20 protein-coding genes are annotated in these 20,992 nt (G+C 71.7%); 11 read left to right on the top strand and 9 right to left on the bottom strand.

The window, feature by feature from the left end; genetic code table 11:
* Positions 1-64: 64 nt before the first annotated feature.
* From ACZ3H8_RS26125 to ACZ3H8_RS26110, 4 genes are read left to right on the top strand one after another with little or no spacing between them, the layout of a single operon-like run.
* Positions 65-1,072 carry a FecCD family ABC transporter permease gene (locus ACZ3H8_RS26125; RefSeq protein WP_467405785.1) on the top strand — a complete coding sequence of 336 codons (1,008 nt, stop codon included), beginning with the start codon at positions 65-67 and terminating at the stop codon, positions 1,070-1,072.
* The gene (locus ACZ3H8_RS26120; protein ID WP_467405782.1) at positions 1,069-2,175 is read left to right on the top strand and encodes a FecCD family ABC transporter permease; all 1,107 of its coding nucleotides are present in this window, start codon (positions 1,069-1,071) and stop codon (positions 2,173-2,175) included. Before ACZ3H8_RS26125 ends, ACZ3H8_RS26120 begins: the two co-directional genes overlap by 4 nt.
* Positions 2,172-3,014 carry an ABC transporter ATP-binding protein gene (locus ACZ3H8_RS26115; protein ID WP_467405780.1) on the top strand — a complete coding sequence of 281 codons (843 nt, stop codon included), beginning with the start codon at positions 2,172-2,174 and terminating at the stop codon, positions 3,012-3,014. Before ACZ3H8_RS26120 ends, ACZ3H8_RS26115 begins: the two co-directional genes overlap by 4 nt.
* Positions 3,015-3,029: 15 nt before the next feature.
* Positions 3,030-4,010 (top strand): ABC transporter substrate-binding protein, encoded by a 981-nt coding sequence (locus ACZ3H8_RS26110; protein WP_467405777.1) that lies wholly within the window; start codon positions 3,030-3,032, stop codon positions 4,008-4,010.
* A gap of 7 nt (positions 4,011-4,017) precedes the next feature.
* Here ACZ3H8_RS26110 and ACZ3H8_RS26105 read toward each other — a convergent pair whose 3' ends face one another.
* The gene (locus ACZ3H8_RS26105) at positions 4,018-5,037 is read right to left on the bottom strand and encodes a hypothetical protein (RefSeq protein ID WP_467405775.1); all 1,020 of its coding nucleotides are present in this window, start codon (positions 5,035-5,037) and stop codon (positions 4,018-4,020) included.
* A 102-nt stretch (positions 5,038-5,139) separates the two neighbouring features.
* Between ACZ3H8_RS26105 and ACZ3H8_RS26100 the strand changes: the two genes are divergently transcribed.
* Complete coding sequence (locus ACZ3H8_RS26100; protein WP_467406135.1) at positions 5,140-7,680, top strand: helicase-associated domain-containing protein; 2,541 nt, start codon at positions 5,140-5,142, stop codon at positions 7,678-7,680.
* Here ACZ3H8_RS26100 and ACZ3H8_RS26095 read toward each other — a convergent pair.
* Positions 7,643-8,164 carry a VanZ family protein gene (locus ACZ3H8_RS26095; RefSeq protein ID WP_467405772.1) on the bottom strand — a complete coding sequence of 174 codons (522 nt, stop codon included), beginning with the start codon at positions 8,162-8,164 and terminating at the stop codon, positions 7,643-7,645. The two genes, ACZ3H8_RS26100 and ACZ3H8_RS26095, sit on opposite strands and share 38 nt — an antisense overlap.
* Positions 8,165-8,291: 127 nt before the next feature.
* On the opposite strand from ACZ3H8_RS26095, the gene ACZ3H8_RS26090 reads away from it, so the two are divergent.
* Entirely contained in the window at positions 8,292-9,935 is a 1,644-nt protein-coding gene (locus ACZ3H8_RS26090) for a DNA repair helicase XPB (RefSeq protein WP_467405771.1), read from the top strand.
* Positions 9,936-9,954: 19 nt separating this feature from the next.
* Here the strand turns inward: ACZ3H8_RS26090 and ACZ3H8_RS26085 are convergent, their stop codons facing one another.
* The 3 genes from ACZ3H8_RS26085 to ACZ3H8_RS26075 form a co-directional block, all read right to left on the bottom strand.
* Positions 9,955-10,290, bottom strand: coding sequence for a hypothetical protein (locus ACZ3H8_RS26085; protein ID WP_467405768.1), 336 nt, complete (start codon positions 10,288-10,290; stop codon positions 9,955-9,957).
* A 49-nt stretch (positions 10,291-10,339) separates the two neighbouring features.
* On the bottom strand, positions 10,340-11,446 hold the full coding sequence (locus ACZ3H8_RS26080) for a glycosyltransferase 87 family protein (RefSeq protein ID WP_467406133.1): 1,107 nt from the start codon (positions 11,444-11,446) through the stop codon (positions 10,340-10,342).
* 172 nt (positions 11,447-11,618) lie between these two features.
* Complete coding sequence (locus tag ACZ3H8_RS26075; protein ID WP_467405767.1) at positions 11,619-11,813, bottom strand: hypothetical protein; 195 nt, start codon at positions 11,811-11,813, stop codon at positions 11,619-11,621.
* Positions 11,814-12,077: 264 nt separating this feature from the next.
* On the opposite strand from ACZ3H8_RS26075, the gene ACZ3H8_RS26070 reads away from it, so the two are divergent.
* Positions 12,078-14,204, top strand: coding sequence for a HelD family protein (locus ACZ3H8_RS26070; RefSeq protein ID WP_467406130.1), 2,127 nt, complete (start codon positions 12,078-12,080; stop codon positions 14,202-14,204).
* 160 nt (positions 14,205-14,364) lie between these two features.
* Here the strand turns inward: ACZ3H8_RS26070 and ACZ3H8_RS26065 are convergent, their stop codons facing one another.
* Both ACZ3H8_RS26065 and ACZ3H8_RS26060 read right to left on the bottom strand, forming a co-directional pair.
* Positions 14,365-14,982: a hypothetical protein gene (locus tag ACZ3H8_RS26065; RefSeq protein WP_467405764.1), complete on the bottom strand. Its 618-nt coding sequence runs from the start codon at positions 14,980-14,982 to the stop codon at positions 14,365-14,367.
* A gap of 313 nt (positions 14,983-15,295) precedes the next feature.
* Positions 15,296-15,982, bottom strand: coding sequence for a copper homeostasis protein CutC (locus tag ACZ3H8_RS26060; protein WP_467405762.1), 687 nt, complete (start codon positions 15,980-15,982; stop codon positions 15,296-15,298).
* Between the two features lie 142 nt (positions 15,983-16,124).
* Here ACZ3H8_RS26060 and ACZ3H8_RS26055 point away from each other — a divergent pair, with 142 nt between their 5' ends.
* Entirely contained in the window at positions 16,125-16,772 is a 648-nt protein-coding gene (locus ACZ3H8_RS26055; protein ID WP_467405759.1) for an HD domain-containing protein, read from the top strand.
* 5 nt (positions 16,773-16,777) lie between these two features.
* Here the strand turns inward: ACZ3H8_RS26055 and ACZ3H8_RS26050 are convergent, their stop codons facing one another.
* Together ACZ3H8_RS26050 and ACZ3H8_RS26045 are read right to left on the bottom strand one after the other, a co-directional pair.
* Positions 16,778-17,041, bottom strand: coding sequence for a DUF4031 domain-containing protein (locus ACZ3H8_RS26050; RefSeq protein WP_356225667.1), 264 nt, complete (start codon positions 17,039-17,041; stop codon positions 16,778-16,780).
* Complete coding sequence (locus ACZ3H8_RS26045; protein ID WP_467405756.1) at positions 17,038-17,394, bottom strand: hypothetical protein; 357 nt, start codon at positions 17,392-17,394, stop codon at positions 17,038-17,040. The genes ACZ3H8_RS26050 and ACZ3H8_RS26045 overlap by 4 nt, the downstream gene beginning before the upstream one ends.
* A gap of 80 nt (positions 17,395-17,474) precedes the next feature.
* On the opposite strand from ACZ3H8_RS26045, the gene ACZ3H8_RS26040 reads away from it, so the two are divergent.
* The 3 genes from ACZ3H8_RS26040 to ACZ3H8_RS26030 are packed head-to-tail and all read left to right on the top strand — an operon-like array spanning position 17,475 to position 20,954.
* A complete protein-coding gene (locus tag ACZ3H8_RS26040; RefSeq protein WP_467405753.1) occupies positions 17,475-18,392 on the top strand; it encodes a MurR/RpiR family transcriptional regulator in 918 nt (305 codons plus the stop codon).
* Positions 18,393-18,436: 44 nt separating this feature from the next.
* Positions 18,437-19,375 carry an N-acetylmuramic acid 6-phosphate etherase gene (gene murQ / locus ACZ3H8_RS26035; RefSeq protein WP_398987058.1) on the top strand — a complete coding sequence of 313 codons (939 nt, stop codon included), beginning with the start codon at positions 18,437-18,439 and terminating at the stop codon, positions 19,373-19,375.
* Between the two features lie 31 nt (positions 19,376-19,406).
* Positions 19,407-20,954 carry a PTS transporter subunit EIIC gene (locus ACZ3H8_RS26030; RefSeq protein WP_467405749.1) on the top strand — a complete coding sequence of 516 codons (1,548 nt, stop codon included), beginning with the start codon at positions 19,407-19,409 and terminating at the stop codon, positions 20,952-20,954.
* The last annotated feature ends 38 nt before the right edge of the window (positions 20,955-20,992 follow it).

Below are 20,992 nucleotides of genomic sequence, written 5' to 3'. Positions count from 1 at the left end.
CAAGCCTTACCAACCATGGGTTTTTTTGTCCTTTTTGTTCTACTTGTTCTTCTGATTGGTCTTCATGTCAGCCAGACGCGCGCTCGTGGTCCGCCGCATCGGCTGGACGGCGGCAGCCGTCGTGGCCCTGCTGCTCGCGATCCTGCTCAGCCTCGCGGTCGGAGCTCGCGCCATCGCGCCGTCCGCCGTCTTCGACGCCCTGCTGCACGGCGGGCACGGTGACGCCGAAGTCGTACGGCAGTTGCGGGTACCGCGCACGCTGATCGGCGTGATGGTCGGGGCGGCGCTGGCCCTCGCCGGCGCGGTCCTGCAGGGCATCACCCGCAACCCGATCGCCGATCCCGGGATTCTCGGCATCAGCCAGGGCGCTTCGGTGGGTGTGGTGCTCGCCATCGCCTTCGCCGGGATCCACACGCTGACGGGGTACGTGTGGTTCGCCTTCGCCGGCGCGGCTTTCGCGTCGGTGGCGGTGTACGCGATCGCGTCGAGCGGCCGCGGCGGCGCGACCCCGGTGAAACTGGCGCTGGGCGGCGCCGCTATCAACGCGCTGCTGGTGTCGGTGACGATGGCGGTGCTGACGACGAAGGCCGCGGCGCTGGACGAGTTCCGCTTCTGGCAGGTCGGCTCGGTGGCCGGGCGCGACGCCGAAGTGGTCGGCCAGATCTGGCCGTTCCTGCTGGTGGGCGTGGTGCTGGTGGTGTCGGTCGCGCGCGGCCTGGACGCACTGGCGCTGGGCGAGGACGTGGCGAAGGGGCTGGGCCAGAAGGTCGCGACGGTACGGATCGTGGGCGGCGTGGGGGCGACGGTCCTGACGGGTGCGGGCGTGGCGGCCGCGGGCCCGATCGCCTTCATCGGCCTGGCGGTCCCCCACATCGCCCGCGCGATCGTGGGCGGCGACCACCGCTGGGTGCTGCCGATGGCGGCGCTCATCGGCCCGGTGATGCTGCTGGTGTCCGATGTGATCGGCCGGGTGATCTTCCCGCCGAGCGAGATCCCGGCGGGCGTGATGACGACGCTGATCGGGGTGCCGTTCCTGGTCACGCTGGTCCGCCGGAAGGCGGTTCCTGCATGAGCGGCATCGGAGCCCACACGGAGATCGTGGACACGGCCGAAGGCCGTACGGGGGCGGTCGCCGTACGGCCGACGGGGTACTCACTCGTGCGGGCAGGGCGCGGGAGCTTCCTCGTGCATCGGCGGGCAGCCGTCGCCGCCGGGGTCCTCGGCGTCGTGCTCGCCGCCGTCTGCGTCGCGTACCTCTGCGTCGGCGAGAGCTTCGTCGCGCCCGGGGAGGTGCTGAAGGTCCTCGCCGGGCAGGACTCGCCCGACGAACTCGTCGTCGGCACCCTGCGGCTGCCCCGCATGGTCACCGGGCTCCTCGTCGGCGCCGCCTTCGGTGTCGCGGGGGCGCTCATCCAGACCGTCGCGCGCAATCCCCTCGCCAGCCCCGACATCATCGGGATCAGCCAGGGCGCGAGCGCCGTCACCGTCGGGGCGATGACCTTCGGGGTCACCTCGTACACCGTGCTGCCGTACCTCTCCGTCGCCGGCGGCATCGCCGCCGCCGCGCTCGTGTACGTCTTCGCCTGGCGCGGCGGGCTGCACGCCACCCGGTTCGTGCTCATCGGCATCGGCTTCGCGATCGCGCTCCGGTCGGTCACCACCCTCTTCATGACCAAGGGCGACTATCTCGTCGCCCAGCAGGCCCAGATCTGGATGACCGGCTCGCTCAACGGCCGCGGCTGGGAGGAGGCGGCCCCGCTCGGCTGGACGCTGCTCGTGCTCGTGCCCGCGGTGCTGTGGGCCGCCCGCGCGCAGCGGACCGTGAGCATGGACGACGACACGGCGACCGCGCTCGGCGTGCGGCTCGGGCGCGTACGGCTCGGGCTCGTGCTCCTCGGAGTCGTCCTGGCGTCCGTGGCGACCGGCGCGGCCGGACCTGTCGACTTCGTGGCGCTGCTCGCTCCGCAGATCGCCCGCCGGATGACCCGTACCGCGCAGATCCCGCTGCTCTGCTCCGCGCTGATGGGCGCCGTCATCGTCGTACTCGCCGACCTGCTTGCGCGAAAGCTCCTGGCGCCCACCGAGCTGCCGGTGGGCGTGCTGACAGCCGCCGTCGGCGCTCCCTATCTGATCTGGCTGATCGTCCGTAGTCGTACCGCTGGAGGCAAGGCGTGAGCAGGCTCACCGCGCGCGAGCTGACGCTCGCCTACGAGGACCACACAGTCGTGCACGAGCTCGACCTGGCCGTCCCTGACGGGCAGGTGACGGTGATCGTCGGCCCGAACGCCTGCGGCAAGTCGACGACCCTGCGCGCCCTCGGGCGACTGCTGAAGCCCCGTGGCGGGGCTGTGCTGCTGGACGGCCAGGAGCTGTCGAAGATCCCCACGAAGAGGATCGCGCAGTCGATCGGGCTGCTGCCGCAGTCCCCCGTCGCCCCCGAGGCGATCACCGTCGCCGACCTCGTCTCCCGCGGCCGCCAGCCCCACCAGCACTGGTGGCAGCAGTGGTCGCAGGAGGACGAGCGCGCGGTCACCGACGCCATGGAGCGTACGGACGTCCATGCGCTCGCCGAGCGGTCGGTGGACGAGCTGTCCGGCGGGCAGCGGCAGCGCGTCTGGATCGCGATGGCGCTCGCGCAGCAGACGGATCTGCTGCTCCTGGACGAGCCGACGACGTATCTCGACATCGCCCACCAGGTCGAAGTGCTGGATCTCGTACGGCAGTTGGCGCATCCGACTCCTCTTGGCTCGCGCGGGCGCACCGTCGTCGCCGTGCTGCACGACCTCAACCAGGCCTCGCGGTACGCCGACCACCTGGTCGCCATGAAGTCCGGCCGGATCGTCGCGGAGGGCCACCCGAAGGAGATAGTCACCGCGGATCTCGTACGCGAGGTCTTCGGCCTTGACTCGGTGGTGGTCCCGGACCCGGTGACGGGGTCGCCGCTGGTCGTGCCGGGCGCGCCGTACTCGCCCTCCCGCGTCGCCGATGTCCCCGCCCCTGCCACCACCCGCTGAAAGGCTCCGCCACCCATGACCGGAAACCTCCGCCGCCATACCCTCGCCGCCGGCTCCGTCGTTCTCGCGGGGGCGCTCGCCCTGACCGCGTGCGGCTCCGGCAACGACAGCAAGGACAGCAAGGACACGTCGCCGGGCGCAGGCGGAACCCACACCGTCAAGACGGCCATGGGCGACGTCCAGGTCCCCGACGCGCCGCAGCGGGTCGTCGTGCTCGACACCGCCGAGCTGGACTCCGCGATCACGCTGGGTGTGAAGCCGGTCGGCGCCGCGCACGCCGACGTCGAGTCGGGCTTCCTCAACTACCTGCCCAAGGACCAGGTCGCGGGCGTCAAGGACGTCGGCGCGATCACCCAGCCCAACCTGGAGGCCGTCGCCGCGCTCAAGCCGGACCTCATCCTCACCAGCAAGGTCCGCGACGGCGACAAGTACGACAAGCTCAGGGCGATCGCTCCGACCGTCATGACCGAGAGCACCGGCCACCCCTGGAAGGAGAACTTCCAGGTGCACGCCGACGCGCTCGGCAAGAAGGACGAGGCCGCGAAGATCGTCTCCGCGTACGCCGCCCACGCGAAGAAGGTCACCGAGGCCCTCGGCGGCAAGGAGAAGGCCGCGGCCACCGAGATCAACGTGGTGCGCTTCGTCGAGGGCGCGGACATCCGCATCTACGGCAAGCAGAACTACATCGCGACGATCCTCGCCGACGTGGGCCTCGGCCGCCCCGCCATCACCGACAAGGCCAAGGACGGCTTCTCGTACGACGTGAGCCCGGAGAAGATCGACCTCGCGGCGGCGGACGTCATCTTCCACTCCACGTACGGCGACCCGAAGAAGGCCAAGCAGACGCAGACCCTCGGCAGCGGTCTGTGGAAGAACCTGCCGGCCGTCAGGAACGGCACGGTCTTCCAGGTCGACGACCAGCTGTGGATCCAGGGCATCGGCTACACCGCGGCCGGCAAGATCCTCGACGAGCTGCGGGCCGACCTCACGAAGTAGGCGCGCCCTAGCGCCTCCGCGCCCGCCACACCAGAAAGAGCGCGGAGGCGACGGCCGCCCCCTTCACCACCCAAGGCCAGGTGCCGGCGAGCGCGTCGCGCATCCCGTCCTGCGGGATCGGCTCGCCCCAGCGCCCGTTGACCCGGCCCCACAGCCAGACGAGTCCGCCCGCCACGACCGCTCCGGGCAGGCCGACGACCGCCCACTTCGCCTCGGTGCGGGACAGCCGGCGCGAGGCGTAGGCGAGGAGCCAGCCGCCGCCGAGGGCGAGCCAGGAGCCGAACACGGCGCCGGCGACCAGCAGAGCGGCGGCGAGCAGCAGGAAGGGGTTGGCGAGGGCGGGGCTCGGCGCGGCCTCTTCGGTACGGCGGCGAAGCCGCGGGCGCCACCGGCGCGGTGCGGCGTCCGCCTCCACCGCGTCGACGCCCTCGCCCTCGCCCTCGTCCTCGTACTCCTCGTCCGGATCCTCCGCCTCGGCGGCCGCGGCCAAGTCCTCCTTGGACGGCGGGGGTTTGAGTATTTCGGGGATCTCCACGCCGCCGACGAACCCGGCCACGCTCTCGCCCGCCCCGAACGGTCCCGGCTCGATCCGCCACCAGTCGGGCTCACTGCCGGAGGGGCCGAGCTCGTCCATCCCCGCGAGGTGCGGGGGCGACGCGCCGGTGGCAGCTCGTGGGGCATCGGGCTGCCCGGGAGCCGCGGACTTGCGCGGCCGCGGGATCCGGCGGCGTACGCGCTGTTCGGGCACGGCGGCCCGCGGCGGCGCCGGTACAGGTGCCTGTGATCCGGCGGAAGGTCCGTCCTCGGACGCGGACGCCACGACCTCGTCCGGCGTACCGAGCCGCCCGAGAATCCGGCGTACCGCCGCCGGGCTGTCCGAGCCGAACTTCGCCCGCTGCCGGTCGATCTCGTTCCGCAGCGACGAGACCAGCCTCATCCGGGTGTTGGACGGCAGCTGATGCTGCTGGGCCAGGTCGCCGACCCGGCTCAGATAGTCGTAGATGAGCTGATCGCTCTCGATCCCCACCGGCGTTTCCCCTGACGTTCCTGCCCGGCCGCCCTGTCTCCCCGGGCCCGCCCTGTCCCCGACCGTAGCGCTCCAGGGACTAACGTGGGGCGGATGGGGACCATGCCCGAAGGAAGCAGTCCGAGCACTCCGCGCACGCTCGCCGAAGCGCTGCGCGCCCGCGGTGACGAGGATCTGGCCGCACTGCTGCGCGCCCGCCCCGACCTGCTGAGCCCCGTGCCGAACGATCTGACGCAGCTCGCCACGCGGGCGGGCACGCGTGCCTCCGTCGTACGGGCGCTGGAACGGCTCGACCGGTTCACGCTGCAGACCGCCGAGGCGCTGGCGGTGGCCCCCGACCCCGCCCCGTACGCGACGCTCCTCGCACTGCTGACCGGCGAGGAGGGCGACCCGGCTATCGAGGAGGCCCTGCCGCGGGCGGTGGACATGCTGCGCGGGCAGGCGCTGGTGTGGGGCGGCGACGACCGGCTGCGGCTGGTGCGCACCGCGCGCGAACTCCTCGCCCCGTCGCCGACCCGTCCGTCCCCGACCGGCCTCGGCCCGACCGTCGCCGAGGCCACGGCCGGGATGTCGCCGGGCCGGCTGCAGGAGATCCTCGCGGCGGCCGGGCTGCCGACCACGCACGATCCGGTCTCCGCGGTCGCCGCGCTGACCTCGTTGTTCACCGACCGCTCGCGGATGGCGGCACTGCTCGACACCGCCCCGTCCGAGGCGCTGACGGTGCTCGACCGGCTGGTCTGGGGCCCTCCGTACGGAGAGGTCACGGCGAACCCCGCGCCGCCCGTGCAGTGGCTGCGCGACCGCGGGCTGCTGCTGCCCACGTCGCTGCGGACGGTCGTGCTGCCGCGCGAGGCGGCGCTGCATCTGCGCGGCGGCCGCGCCCACCGCGCGCCGGAGCCGGAGCCGCCCGCGGTCAGGCCGGCCGCGACGGCGTCGATGACCGAGGGCCGTCCACAGGTTGTGGACAGTACGGCGGCGGGCCAGGCCTTCACCGCGCTGTCGACGGTCGAGGACCTGCTGAAGGACTGGCACGAGGGCGGGCCTGCGGTGCTGCGCTCGGGCGGCCTTTCTGTACGTGACCTCAAGCGCACCGCGGCCGCGCTGGACACAACCGAGCAGATGGCCGCGTTCTGGCTCGAACTCGCTTATGCGGCGGGCCTGTTGGCGGCGGACGGCGAGGCGGACGAACGGTACGCGCCGACGCCGGCGTACGACGACTGGCTCACGCTTCCGGCGGCCGACCGGTGGGCGCGGCTCGCCGCCGCCTGGCTCACCGCGACGCGCACGGCTGGCCTGGTCGGCGGCCAGGACACGAAGGGCCGTACGCTCTCGGCCCTCGGCCCCGACCTGGACCGCTCAGCCGCGATCGAGGTCCGCCGCCGCGTCCTCGACCTGCTCACCGGGCTCCCCGCGGGCACGGCCCCCGACCCGGAATCGGTCCTTGCCCGCCTCCGCTGGGAACGCCCCCTCCGCGGCACCGGAACACAGGACCTGGACACGAACGCGGCCCGGAACGCGGCGACCGGCGTCACGACAGACCTGCGCTCCCGCATCGCGGCCTGGACCCTGACCGAGGCGGAGGTCCTGGGCGTGACGGGCCGCGGGGCCCTGTCGACGCACGGGCGCGCGCTGCTGGGGCGCGCGCAGTACGGTCTCGACGCCCAAGCCGCCTCCGCGGGGAATGGAGAACCCGCCGCGGGCGCCCAAGCCGCCTCCGCCGCCGCGCTCGCGCCTCTTCTCCCCGAGCCCCTCGATCACATCCTTCTCCAGGCCGACCTCACCGCCGTCGCCCCCGGCCCCCTTCAGCGCCCGCTCGCCGAGACCCTCGCCGTGCTCGCCGACATCGAGTCCAAGGGCGGCGCCACCGTCTACCGCTTCACACCCGCCTCCGTGCGCCGCGCGCTCGACGCCGGAAAATCCGCCTCCGACCTGCACACCTTCCTGGCCACGCACTCCCGCACACCCGTGCCGCAGCCGCTCAGCTATCTCGTCGACGACGTGGCCCGCCGCCACGGCCATCTGCGGATCGGCTCCGCGTCCGCCTACGTACGCTGCGACGACGACGCGCTGCTCGGCGAGATCCTCGCCGACAAACGGTCCCAGGGCCTGCGGCTGCGCCGCCTCGCCCCCACCGTCCTGGCCGCCCAGGCCGACCCGGCGACGCTGCTGGAAGGGCTGCGCACCATGGGGTACGCGCCCGCCGCCGAGTCCGCGGAGGGCGACGTCCTGATCACCCGCGCCCACGCCCGCCGCACCCCGCCCCGTACCGCGCCCGTCCCGGTCCCGGACGGCCCGCCGGTGCCGGACGGGACGCTGCTCGGCGCGGCGGTGAAGGCGATCCGCGCGGGCGACATGGCCGCCACCGTCGTACGCAAGCCAGTCCCGGAGCCCGCGAGGAACGGCGAACTCCCCCGCACCACGTCCGCCGAGACGCTGGCCACCGTGCAGGCCGCGGCGATGACCGGCGCCGCCCTCTGGATCGGCTACGTCAACGCGGACGGCGCGGCCAGCCAGCGCGTCATCGCGCCGGTGCGCGTGGAGGGCGGCTTCGTGACGGCGTACGACCACACGGCGGACGAGGTCCGCACATACCCCCTGCACCGCATCACCGGCGTCGCCGAACTCGCGGACGACCCCGCCTGACGGCCTTCACGGGCCTGACGGCTGTCGCGTGCGCGAACCGGCGCCCCAGCAGCAGATAGCCGAGCAGCGCTCCCGACGTGTTGAGGATCACATCGTCCACGTCGAAGGCCCGCCCCTGCACCACCGCGCCCTGCGCCAGCTCCACCAGCGCCATCACCACCACGGTGAGCGCGATCACCCGCACCAGCCGCATCGACCGCGGTACGAAGACGGGCAGCAGCACCCCGAAGGGCACACCGAGCAGAAGATTGCCGCCGACCTGCTTGCACGCCGCGAGGAAGGTGTATTCCTCGGCGTACTGCCGCAGCGACGAGCCCGGGCGGAGGTTGGCCGTGGCGATGTCCGCGGAGGCGTGCGAAGGGGCGAGGGTCAGCCGGGCCAGTACGGCCGAGAAGGCGACCAGGGCCACAAACGCCACCACCATGGCGCACACGCGCAATGCTGTTCTGCCCCTCGCCGTACGGGGCTGTGCTCCCGTTGTCATGGACGTGCGGGTACCCCCGCCGCCCCCCGACAGGCCCGTACGTCGCCGGTGAACAGCGCCACACCTGGCCTGCGAGACCGCTCGATGCGGCAGACTGGAGGTTTGGCCTCACCGAAAGGGCGCAGGTGTGAACGGACCCCTCATCGTCCAGAGCGACAAGACTCTCCTCCTCGAAGTCGACCACGAGCAGGCGGACGCCTGCCGTCGCGCCATCGCGCCCTTCGCGGAACTGGAACGCGCCCCGGAGCACATCCACACCTACCGGGTCACCCCGCTCGGCCTGTGGAACGCCCGGGCCGCCGGGCACGACGCCGAGCAGGTCGTCGACGCGCTCGTGGCGTACTCCCGCTACCCCGTCCCGCACGCCCTCCTCGTCGACGTCGCCGAGACGATGGCCCGCTACGGCCGGCTGACCCTGAGCAAGCACCCCACCCACGGGCTGGTGCTCACCACCACCGACCGCCCCGTCCTGGAGGAGATCCTCCGGTCCAGGAAGGTCCAGCCGCTGGTCGGGGCCCGGATCGACCGGGACACGGTCGCCGTGCACCCCTCCGAGCGCGGGCAGATCAAGCAGACGCTGCTGAAGCTGGGCTGGCCCGCCGAGGACCTCGCCGGGTACGTCGACGGCGAGGCGCACCGTATCGAGCTCGACGAGACCGGCTGGGCCCTGCGCCCGTACCAGAAGCAGGCCGTCGAGGGCTTCTGGCACGGCGGCTCGGGCGTGGTCGTGCTGCCCTGCGGCGCCGGCAAGACGCTCGTCGGGGCCGGTGCGATGGCACAGGCGAAGGCCACGACGCTGATCCTGGTCACCAACACCGTCTCGGCCCGCCAGTGGAAGCACGAGCTGGTGAAGCGGACGTCACTGACCGAGGACGAGATCGGCGAGTACAGCGGTACGCGGAAGGAGATCCGCCCCGTCACCATCGCCACCTACCAGGTGCTGACGACGAAGCGGAAGGGGATCTATCCCCACCTGGAGCTCTTCGACTCGCGGGACTGGGGCCTGGTCGTCTACGACGAGGTTCATCTGCTGCCCGCGCCGGTCTTCAAGTTCACCGCCGATTTGCAGGCCCGCCGGCGGCTGGGGCTCACCGCCACGCTCGTACGGGAGGACGGCCGCGAGTCGGACGTCTTCTCGCTCATCGGGCCGAAGCGATTCGACGCGCCCTGGAAGGAGATTGAGGCTCAGGGGTACATCGCGCCCGCGGACTGTGTGGAGGTACGGGTCAACCTCACCGACTCGGAGCGGCTCGCGTATGCGACGGCCGAGACGGAGGAGAAGTACCGCTACTGCGCGACGACCGAGACCAAGCGGAAGGTGACCGAGGCGCTGGTCGCCAAGCACCGCGGCGAACAGACGCTGGTCATCGGCCAGTACATCGACCAGCTCGACGAGCTGGGCGAGCATCTGGACGCGCCGGTCATCAAGGGCGAGACGTCCAACGCACAGCGCGAGAAGCTCTTCGAGGCGTTCCGGCAGGGCGAGATCTCCGTGCTCGTCGTGTCGAAGGTGGCGAACTTCTCGATCGACCTGCCGGAGGCGACCGTCGCCATCCAGGTGTCGGGCACCTTCGGGTCCCGCCAGGAGGAGGCCCAGCGCCTCGGGCGCGTGCTGCGGCCGAAGGCGGACGGGCACGAGGCACGGTTCTACTCGGTGGTGGCGCGCGACACGATCGACCAGGACTTCGCGGCGCACCGCCAGCGGTTCCTGGCGGAGCAGGGGTACGCGTACCGGATCGTGGACGCGGACGAGTTCCTGAGCCCGAAGTAGCGCCGGGCGGAAGCACGCCCTAGTCGAGGCCGACCAGCACCGGGCCCAGCACCGCAAGCACGTACTGCACCTTCACGGTGTGGGCCCGGGCCGCGCGGGTCATCGCGCTCTGCGGGACGAATACGCCGGCGAGGCCGGTGAGGCCGGACAGGGCGAGCGACCACATGCCGGCGTTGAACAGCACTCCGGCGCGGCCGTCGCCCTCGACCGCGTCGATCAAGGCGAGTACGAGGCAGAACGCGAAGGCGAAGAAGAGCAGGACGAGCCCGATGCCGGCGCCGAAGCGGACGGAGCGGCTGGAAGGGGCGAAGGGGTCGTCCTGGGTCTGTGCGTCGAGTACGGGCGTCGTCGTCATGCTCTCCATCCAAGGGGGCGGGGTAGGGCCGGGGCCTGGGCGGACGTACTCAGACCGCGCCCGTGCGCGTACTCACGTCGCGCTCGCTCAAGCCCTTCGCGGCAGTAACGCGCGGGCCAGACGCGAGAACCGGCGTCGGCGACACTCGCCCGTGCCGCACGGCCAGTGCCAGCAGCACCAGCCCGAGCAGCGGATATGGCGACGCCAACGCCTGCTGCCACCAGGGGAGTTGGAGGTCGGCAGCGCCCTGGTGCGGAACCAGCCACAGGGTGCGGGCCAGGAAGACCGCGGCGACGGCAGCCGCCGTGCGGTGCCGGCCCTCCGCGATCAGCACCGCCAGCAGCGGTACGCACCACACCCAGTGGTGCGACCAGCTGATCGGCGAGACGAGCAGCGCGGTGAGCGCGGTGACCAGGACGCCCCGGGCCCCGCTCGCGGCGCGGCGGGCGATCCACAGGCCGGCAACGGCGGTGAGGGCGGCGGCCAGTGCCCAAAGTGGCCCCGGCTCCGGGGTGTGCAGCGCCCGGGCGAACAGTCCCTGCAGCGACTGGTTGTCGACGATCCACGCCTTGCCCACACGCCCGGTTTCGAAGATGCGCCGGGTCCAGAAGTCGACGCTGGCGTGCGGGAGTACGAGCGCGCCCAGCAGCATGGTGCCGATGAAGGAGGCGAGGGCGGTGAGCCCGGCCCGTACCCGCCCGGTGATCAGCAGATAGAGGATGAACACGGCGGGCGTGAGCTTGACGCCGGCCGCCACGCCGAGCGCGAAGCCCTTGCCGATGGCTTCCTCGTCCCGGGACAGGTCCCACAGGACGAGGCAGACGAGGGCGAGGTTGATCTGCCCGAAGAGGAGCGTCTGGAAGACCGGTTCGAGCCAGAGGCCCGCGGCGACGGCGGCCATGACCAGCGGCGGGCGCGCGGGCAGTCCGGCGAACCGGCAGGAGAGCCGCACCAGCAGGGCGAGCAGAGCCACGTTCCCGACGACGAAGACCACCTTGAGCGCCGGGACGGGCAGCCAGGTGGTCGGTACGAAGAGGATGGCCGCGAAGGGCGGATACGTGGCGGGCAGTTGCCACTCGGTGACGGTGAATCCGTAGAGATCGGTGCCGTTCGCGACGGCTGCCCCCTCGGCCCGGTACACGAGGGTGTCGGCCATCGGGATGCGCTGGCCGATGCAGAGAGCGGCGAGCGCGGTGAACGAGAGGGCGAGAGCGAGGGCGGTTACTGCGGTGAGTAAACGCGTGATCACGTTCCGGTACTTCACGGCCGCGACCCTACTAGGGGGGCGGTGGATCCGGTGTCAGCACCAGGGGTCGGTGGATCCGGTGTCAGCGGCGGCGGACGCCTGCCTCCTCGGCGTACTCCCCAAGGACGGCGACGCTGAACACGGCGCCTGCAAAGACCTTGACGGCGCGCAGTGCGTTGCCGACGAGGTGCGGGGAGTGCGGAGTGGAGCCGGTGGCGGTCGCTCCGTGGTGTGGGTGGGGGATGTGGGTGCCTGGGGTGAAGGTTGCTGTGCTCATGTCTCCATGATGGGCTCCGGGCCTGCTGAGCACATCGATCTGCGGACTGAACCGGGCGCCTGCCCGCGTACGACTCCAGGCATAGGCCGTCCCCTACGGGGAGGACGCGGGGGTGGGCCCGCGGAAAAAATCATTCGCCCGCCACCGGCCCGCTGACTAGAATCGCCGCTCTTGCCCGCCTCCCCCGAGGAGCGCCGCCGCCCGGACGGAAACCGGCCGGTCCGCCATGTCGTGATCCACGCAGCACCCGCCGGAGGCAAACCCGTGCCCGCGCACGCCCCAGACCCTGCCCCACCCGTCCCTGACCCACCCGTCCCTGCCCCACCCGTCCCTGCCCCACCCGTCCCTGACCCACCCGTCCCTGACCCACCCGTCCCTGACCCGCTCGCGCGCGAGCGTGCCCATCTCACCGCCTCGCGTGCCGCGCTCCGTGCGATGCGCGAGGACGTCCAGGCCCTCGACATCCGCGACGTCACGGCGAACTGGGTCAACGCCGCCGTCCTGCAGGCGCAGATCGAGGGGCGCATCCAGGCGCTGGCCGACCTCTCCCACACCCCGCTCTTCTTCGGCCGCCTCGACTATCTGCACACCACCCAGGAAGGGCAGGGCTTCTACATCGGCCGTCGGCACGTCCACGACGCGGACGGCGACCCGATGGTCATCGACTGGCGCGCACCCGTCTCGCAGCCCTTCTACCGGGCCTCCAGGAAAGACCCGCTGGACGTCGGTCTGCGCCGGCGCTTCGGTTACACGGGCGGCGACCTCACGGCGTACGAGGACGAGCATCTGACCGACCCCGCGGAGCAGAACCGGACCAGCAAGCTGCTCCAGGCGGAGATCGAGCGCCCGCGCGTGGGCCCGATGCGGGACATCGTCGCCACCATCCAGCCGGAGCAGGACGAGATCGTACGGTCGGGCCTGTCCGGGACGGTGTGCGTGCAGGGCGGCCCGGGCACCGGAAAGACGGCGGTGGGCCTGCACCGGGTCGCGTATCTGCTGTACGCGCACCGGGAGCGGCTGGCCAGGACGGGCACGCTGGTCATCGGCCCGAACAAGTCCTTCCTGCACTACATCGAGCAAGTGCTGCCCGCGCTGGGCGAGTTGGAGGTGAAGCAGGCCACGGTCGACGACCTGGTCGCGCATGTGGAGGTCCGGGGCGCGGACGAGGCAGCGACGGCGGTCGTCAAGGGCGACGCAAGGATGGCGGAGGTGCTCCGGCGGGCGGTTCGTTCGCATGTGACGATGCCTGCGGAGCCGCTGATGGTGGTGCGGGGATCGCGGCGCTGGCGGGTTCCGGCGTACGAACTCGAAGAGATCGTACGGGAATTGCTCGACCGGGACATCCGCTACGGCGCGGCCCGCGACGCCCTTCCGCAACGTATCGCGCACTCGGTGCTGGTCCGGATGGAACAGGCGGGCGAGGCGCCGGACGACCGGGTGCAGGACGCGGTGGCGCGCAACCCCGCGGTGAAGACGGCGGTGAAGGCCATCTGGCCACCGGTGGACCCGCCGAAACTGGTGCTCCGATTGCTGTCCGACCCCGACTTTCTCGCCACACACGCCGAGGGCGTCCTGAGCCCGGACGAGCAGAAGACGATCCTGTGGACGAAGCCGGCGCGCGGTGTCCGGTCGGCCAAGTGGTCCTCGGCGGACGCGGTGTTGATCGACGAGGCGAACGACCTGGTGCAGCGCACGCACTCGCTGGGCCATGTCGTGATCGACGAGGCGCAGGACCTGTCCCCGATGCAGTACCGCGCGGTGGGCCGCCGCTGCACGACCGGCTCGGCGACGGTCCTGGGCGACCTGGCGCAGGGCACAACCCCGTGGGCGACGGCGAGTTGGCCGGAGGCCCTGTCCCACCTGGGCAAGCCGGACGCGACGGTCGAGGAGCTCACAGCAGGCTTCCGAGTCCCCCGCGAGGTGATCGCGTATGCGTCGCGGCTGTTGCCGCACATGTCACCGGGCCTGGCGGAGGTGAAGTCGGTCCGCGAGTCGCCGGGCTCGCTGTCGGTCCGCGAGGTCGAGGCCACGGACCTGACCGCGGCGGTCCTCGCCGCGTGCGCCGAGTCGCTGGACAACGAGGGCTCCATCGGCCTGATCGCGGCGGACGCCCGCATCCCGTCGCTGGCCGAGGCCCTGACGTCGGCGGGCCACTCGTATCTCGCCCCCGGCGAGGAAACAACGGCCGAGTCCCGCCTCACTCTGGTCCCGGCGTCGCTCGCCAAGGGCCTGGAATACGACTACGTAGTGCTGGACGAGCCCGCGGCGGTCGTCGACGGCGAGCCCGACGAGCGGACCGGTCTGCGCCGGCTGTATGTCGCCCTCACCCGAGCCGTATCAGGACTGATCCTGCTGCACGCTGCCCCGCTGCCCGCCCAACTGGGCCGGTAGGGGCGGCTCGTGCCGCGGGCGGCGGGGCTGTGCGGGTCGGCCGCTGCGTGCTGTTACGCGTTGCACGAGTGTCGTGCCCGGCACCTGGCAGGTACCGGGCACGACACTTGACTTCAGGCTTCCGACGGAGGGTTTCCCGGCCGTCGGGTCATCTCGCGCCTCAGGCGGGCTGCGGGACGATCAAGGTCCAAGGATCGTTGCAGTCGATGTCTGGGGTTGCTACGTCTACGTCACAGATCGTCTGCCACACATCCCCAGTCGTGGTCGTGACCTCGATGAATGCCTCGGCCCCCATCGTCTCGATCGTGGCATCGCAGGCGCCCGTGATCGTGACCGGGGGAGTACCGAGTGTGGTGATGTTGTCCCAGTCAGTGGTGCCGGGAGGCGCGGGGTCGAGGTCCCTGATACCAGAGAAGATTTGCCCGGCATCGACCACTGCGAAGAGCTGCAGATCTCCCATGAGCGCGGAGTGGATGCTGTTGCACGTCGCGGCACCGGTCGCGCCGGTCGCACCCGTCGCGCCGGTCGCACCCGTCGCACCCGTCGCGCCGGTCGCACCCGTCGCGCCGGTCGCGCCCTTCTTGCCGTTCTTGCCGTTCTTGCCGTCCTTTCCGTCCCTTCCGTCATGGCCGTCCCGGCCGTCCAGGCCGTCCAGGCCCTCAGGCCCGAGCTCGTCCGTCGCGGAAATGACGTGGGACTGCCCATGTGAGACGGCGTGGACGGGGAACGAGATCCCTCCCAGCGTGGCGGTCAGCAGCGCAAGCATGCTGCCCGTCACCAACCCGCGCCTCTTACGAAGAAACGCGCGCGAGCTCCTGTTACCAGGAATCATGCAACTCTCCTTAGTCCTTGGCGGAGACATGTTGAGGTCGATCCGCTACACCCTGGCAAATCGGGCAGGGAGGCATAAACCTTGAACTTTCATCTCGGTTTATCACCTGGTCGGCCCATGTACTTGCGCCAAAAATGCCGCTGGATGGGGGATCGGCGTCAGCAGACTCGCGATGCGGGCGCCGCGGCATCCGGGGAGCAGTCCGGCGTCCGTCTCCGCCGCCAAGGCGGGCGGACCGACCGCCTGAGAACCGGCTACATCAGGCGAGCGCCTCGCGCCACTCCGCCACCGCCGCCGGGTCCACCGGGCCGTCCCAGCCGCCCGGGCGGGCCGCCCCACCGATGTGGAACCCGTCGATGCCCGCGGCCCGGAGCGCGGGCAGGTGGTCGAGGCGGAGGCCGCCACCCACCAGAATCCGCGGGCCGTAGCCGGGCTCGTCCCGCCGCGCAACCTCGGCCAGCAGCGTGGGCAGGCCGTCGTCCACACCCTGTGCGGAGCCGGCGGTCAGATAGGTGTCCAGGCCCGGCAGGTCCGCGAGCTCCTTGCGCAGCGCATCGCGGTCCGCCGCCCGGTCGATCGCCCGGTGGAACGTCCACCGGCATCCACCGAGCGCCGCCACGACCCGTTCCACCGTCACCAGATCCGGGTTCCCGTCCTCGTCCAGGAACCCGAGTACGAACTCGTCCGCGCCCTCCGCCCGCAGCTCCCCCGCCGCCCGCACCAGCGCGTCGACGTCGCCCGCCGCGAACCCGTCGGACTGGCGCAGCATCACGCGCAGCGGGATGTCGACGTTCGCCCGGATCCGGGCGAACGTCTCCCTCGACGGCGTCAGCCCGTCCGCCGCCATGTCGGTGACCAGCTCGAGTCGGTCCGCCCCTCCGGACTGGGCCGCGACCGCGTCCTCCGCGTCGAGAGCGATCACCTCCAGGACTGCACGGTTGCTCATGTGACCCCATTCCTTCAGGAAGACGACTACAGGCCTTACAGGTCTAGTCCAATACCCAGCCTAATGCGCATGTACCGCGAAGGCATCAGTGCGACCCCGCCCGCCCTGCCCCCTGCGCGGAGCAGCTCATAGAGTCAGCTGTATGACCGACGACTCCGCGGAGCTGCGCGCCCGCTGGTCCCAGACGCTGCTCGCCGCCCGCGACGGAGCGAGCGGGCCGGACCCGCTGCCGTACGCCGAGAATCTGCTGGCCCGCTGGTCGGAGCCGCAGCGCCGGTACCACACGGTCGACCACCTGGCGGCGGTCCTGAGCCACATCGACGTACTGGAGGAGTACGCCACCGCCCCGGACCTGGTCCGCCTCGCGGCCTGGTTCCACGACGCGGTCTACCTCCCCGACCGCTCGGAGAACGAGGAACGCTCCGCCCGCCTGGCCGAACTCGCCCTCCCCGAGGCGGGCCTGCCCCCCGCGCATACCGCGGAAGTCGCCCGTCTGGTCCGCCTGACGATCACCCACGCGCCCGATCCGGGCGACGCCAACGGCCAGGTCCTGTGCGACGCGGACCTGGCGATCCTGGCGTCGGGCCCGGAGCGGTATGCGGCGTACACGGCGGCGGTACGGGAGGAGTACGGCTTCGTCCCGGACGAAGCCTTCCGCGAGGGCCGCGCGGCGGTGCTGCGCCAACTGCTCGACCTGCCACGGCTGTTCCGCACGCCGTACGGGGAGCGGGAGTGGGAGTCAGCTGCCCGTCAGAACCTGTCACTGGAACTGGAGTTGCTCACGCGCTGACGGGGCTACGGTGACCCCTTGCGTCTGCGCAGCCCCGCCTTCGTCAGCAGTTCGACCACCTCGCGGCTCGACACCTGCACCGCGCCCGCCGCCACCGCGTCCCCGTACCGGTGCGACGGCACGTCGTAGTGGTCCCGCTCGAAGGCGCGCGGCGGACAGCCGATCGACGCCGCGAACGCGTGCAGTTCCTCGTACGAGACATCGCTGACCAGGTGCGACCACATCCGGCCATGGCCCGGCCAGGTCGGCGGGTCGATGTAGACAGTCACGAAAGGCCGCCTACGGGGGCCACCACGACGCCCGCCTTCGAACAGACCCAGTGCGGGTCCGGCCCCAACTCCGGTTCGACGTCCAAAGCGTGCGGGTCGCCGGCGTCGCAGACCGGGCACAGCGGCCACCGGCCGTACCGCTCCAGCAGCGCGTCCTGGACGTCCTGGGCGACCAGGCCCGCGACGTACTCGACGCCCTCCGGCCACTGCTCGACCCACCAGCGGCGGTGCGTCACCGCCTCCTCGACCAGCGACACGACTCCGGCGTCCGCCACATCGCGGGCGGCCAGATCGGCGAGGACCAGGGAGCGCGCCGCGTGCAGAGCCTGCTCCAGGGGGTTCGCGTCGTCCATGGAGCAATTGTCACCCCATGCGCCACGGCTGTGACCGCAGGGGGTTGACGATGAACGAAGGGCGAAAATATCTTTCAAGGGTGACCAATCCAGTGAAGGAAATTTTCAGCGGCGACGCCCCGCCCGCCCCCGCCGCCCTCGCGGCCAAGGTGCGCACCCTCGCGCCGTCCATGACCCGCTCCATGCAGCGGGTCGCCGAAGCCGTCGCCGACGATCCGGCCGGCTGCGCGGCCCTCACGGTCACCGGTCTCGCCGAGCTCACCGGCACCAGCGAGGCCACCGTGGTCCGCACCGCTCGCCTCCTCGGCTACCCCGGCTACCGCGATCTGCGCCTCGCGCTCGCCGGGCTCGCCGCCCACCAGCAGTCCGGCCGGGCCCCCGCCGTCACCGCCGACATCGCCGTCGACGACCCCATCGCGGATGTGGTCGCCAAGCTCGCGTACGACGAGCAGCAGACCCTCGCCGACACGGCCGCGGGGCTCGACACCGTACAGCTGGGCGCGGCCGTCACCGCCGCCTCGACCGCCCGCCGCATCGACATCTACGGCGTCGGCGCGTCCTGTCTCGTCGGCATGGACCTCGCCCAGAAGCTGCTGCGCATCGGCCTGATCGCGCACGCCCATGCCGACCCCCACCTCGCCGTCACCAACGCCGTGCAGCTCCGCTCCGGCGACGTCGCCATCGCCATCACCCACTCCGGCTCGACGGGCGACGTGATCGAGCCGCTGCGCGTCGCCTTCGACCGCGGCGCGACGACGATAGCGATCACCGGCCGCCCGGACGGGCCGGTGTCGCAGTACGCCGACCATGTGCTGACCACCTCCACCGCGCGGGAGAGCGAGCTGCGCCCGGCCGCGATGTCGTCCCGCACCAGCCAACTCCTCGTCGTCGACTGCCTGTTCATAGGCATCGCGCAGCGTACGTACGAGACGGCGGCGCCTGCCCTCGCCGCTTCGTACGAGGCCCTCGCGCACCGGCACAGCCCCCGCACCCGCTAAGGCGCTCCAACCCCCCACGGACCGAGAAAGCAGAGCCGCTTTTCATGACCTCCACCCAGGACTACTCCAAGCTGCGCGCTCAGCTGGCCACCCTCACCACCGAGGCGTTCCGGCCCGAGCTCGCCGACATCGACCAGTTCCCCACCCTCGAGATCGCCCGGATCATGAACGGCGAGGACGAGACCGTCCCCGCCGCCGTCGCCGCGCAGCTGCCGCGGATCGCCGCCGCGATCGACGGCACCGCCGAGCGGATGTCCCGCGGCGGCCGGCTGATCTACGCGGGCGCGGGCACGGCGGGGCGGCTCGGTGTACTGGACGCGAGCGAGTGCCCGCCCACCTTCAACACCGATCCGGACGAGGTCGTGGGCCTGATCGCGGGCGGCCCCTCCGCCATGGTCAAGTCGGTCGAGGGCGCGGAGGACAGCAAGGAGCTGGCCGCCGCCGACCTGGACGCGCTGGAACTGACCGCGGACGACACGGTGGTCGGGATCTCCGCGTCGGGCCGCACGCCGTACGCCATAGGCGCGGTCGAGCACGCCCGCGCCCGTGGCGCGCTCACCATCGGCCTGTCCTGCAACGCGGACAGCGCGCTCGGCGCGGCCGCCGACCACGGCATCGAGGTAGTCGTCGGACCCGAACTTCTCACCGGATCAACGCGGTTGAAGGCCGGTACGGCGCAGAAGCTGGTCCTCAACATGATCTCGACGATCACGATGATCCGGCTCGGCAAGACGTACGGAAACCTGATGGTGGACGTCCGCGCCTCCAACGAGAAGCTGCGCGCCCGCTCGCGGCGGATCGTCGCGCTCGCCACCGGCGCGTCGGACGAGGAGATCGAAGCCGCGCTCGCCGCCACCGACGGTGAGGTGAAGAACGCGATCCTGACCATCCTCGGTTCGGTCGACGGCCCCACGGCGGCCGACCTGCTGGCCAAGTCTCACGGCCACCTGCGCGCGGCGCTGCAGTCAGCCCGTACGCATTGAACTTCCCCCCACAGCAAGGCACCCCCCACCCATGGCATCAGACTCCGCAGACAAGCACAGCGCAGACAAGAACAGCGCCACCGCCGCCGCGATCCTTCCCCTCGTCGGCGGCGCCGGGAACATCTCCTCAGTAGCCCACTGCATGACCCGCCTCCGCCTCGGCCTGCACGACCGTTCCCTCGTACAGGACGAGGCGCTCAAGGCCCTCCCGGCCGTCATGGGCGTGGTCGATGACGACACGTACCAGATCGTGCTGGGCCCGGGCACGGTCGCCCGGGTCACCCCGGAGTTCGAGGCGCTGGTGGCGGCGGCCGCCGTGACCGCGCCCGGGACCGCCCGTGCGGCCCGGGACGTGACCGCCCCCGGGACCGCCGAGGACCTTGCCGCCCAGGGCGCCGCCATCAAGGCGGCCCGGAAGGCGAAGAACTCAACGCCCTTCAAGCTCTTCCTGCGCCGTATCGCGCACATCTTCGTGCCGCTGATCCCGGCCCTCATCGGCTGCGGCATCATCGCCGGTCTGGCCGGGTTGCTGACCAACCTCGGTCTGCTGCCGACCGTGGTCCCCGCGCTCGCCGCGATGGCGTCCGGCTTCATGTCGCTGATCGCGGTCTTCGTCGGCTACAACACGGCGAAGGAGTTCGGCGGTACGCCGATCCTGGGTGGCGCGGTCGCCGCGATCATCGTCTTCCCGGGCGTCGCGAACATCGAGGCGTTCGGCCAGAAGCTCTCCCCGGGCCAGGGCGGCGTGCTCGGCGCGCTGGGCGCGGCGGTGCTCGCGGTGTACGTGGAGAAGTGGTGCCGTCGCTGGGTCCCGGAATCCCTGGACGTCCTCGTCACGCCGACCCTCACGGTCCTCTTCTCCGGCCTGGTCACCATCTTCGGCCTGATGTTCATCGCGGGTGAGGTCTCCACCGCGATCGGCGACTTCGCGAACTGGCTGCTGGCCAACGGCGGCGCGGGCGCGGGCTTCGTACTCGGCGGCCTCTTCCTCCCGCTGGTCATGCTCGGCCTGCACCAGGCGCTGATCCCGATCCACACCACGCTGATCGAGCAGCAGGGGTTCACGGTCCTGCTGCCGATCCTCGCGATGGCGGGCGCGGGCCAGGTCGGCGCGGCGGCCGCGGTCTATCTGCGGCTCCCCCGCAACACCTCGATCCGCAACACCATCAAGTCCGCGCTCCCGGCCGGTTTCCTGGGCGTGGGCGAGCCGCTGATCTACGGCGTCTCGCTCCCGCTGGGCCGCCCGTTCGTCACGGCCTGCGTCGGCGGGGCGTTCGGCGGCGGATTCGTCGGCCTGTTCAACATGCTGGGCGACAAGGTCGGTTCCACGGCGATCGGCCCTTCGGGCTGGGCCCTGTTCCCGCTGCTCAACGGCAACAGGGGGCTGGGCGAGACGATCGCGGTGTACGCGGGCGGGCTGCTGGTGGGCTACGCGGTGGGGTTCGTCGCGACGTACTGGTTCGGCTTTACGAAGCGGATGCTGGATGAGTTCAACGGCGCGGCTGCCGCGGAGGACAACCAGGGCTCCGCCCCAGCCCCCGCCCCTCAAACGCCGGCGAGGCTGACCATTCGGCCCTGACCGGGGCTCCGCCCCGGACCCCGCTCCTCAATCGCCGG

It is taken from the genome of Streptomyces sp. NPDC002868 (genome assembly GCF_055563295.1).
This window is presented reverse-complemented; position numbering and strand designations above follow the sequence as displayed.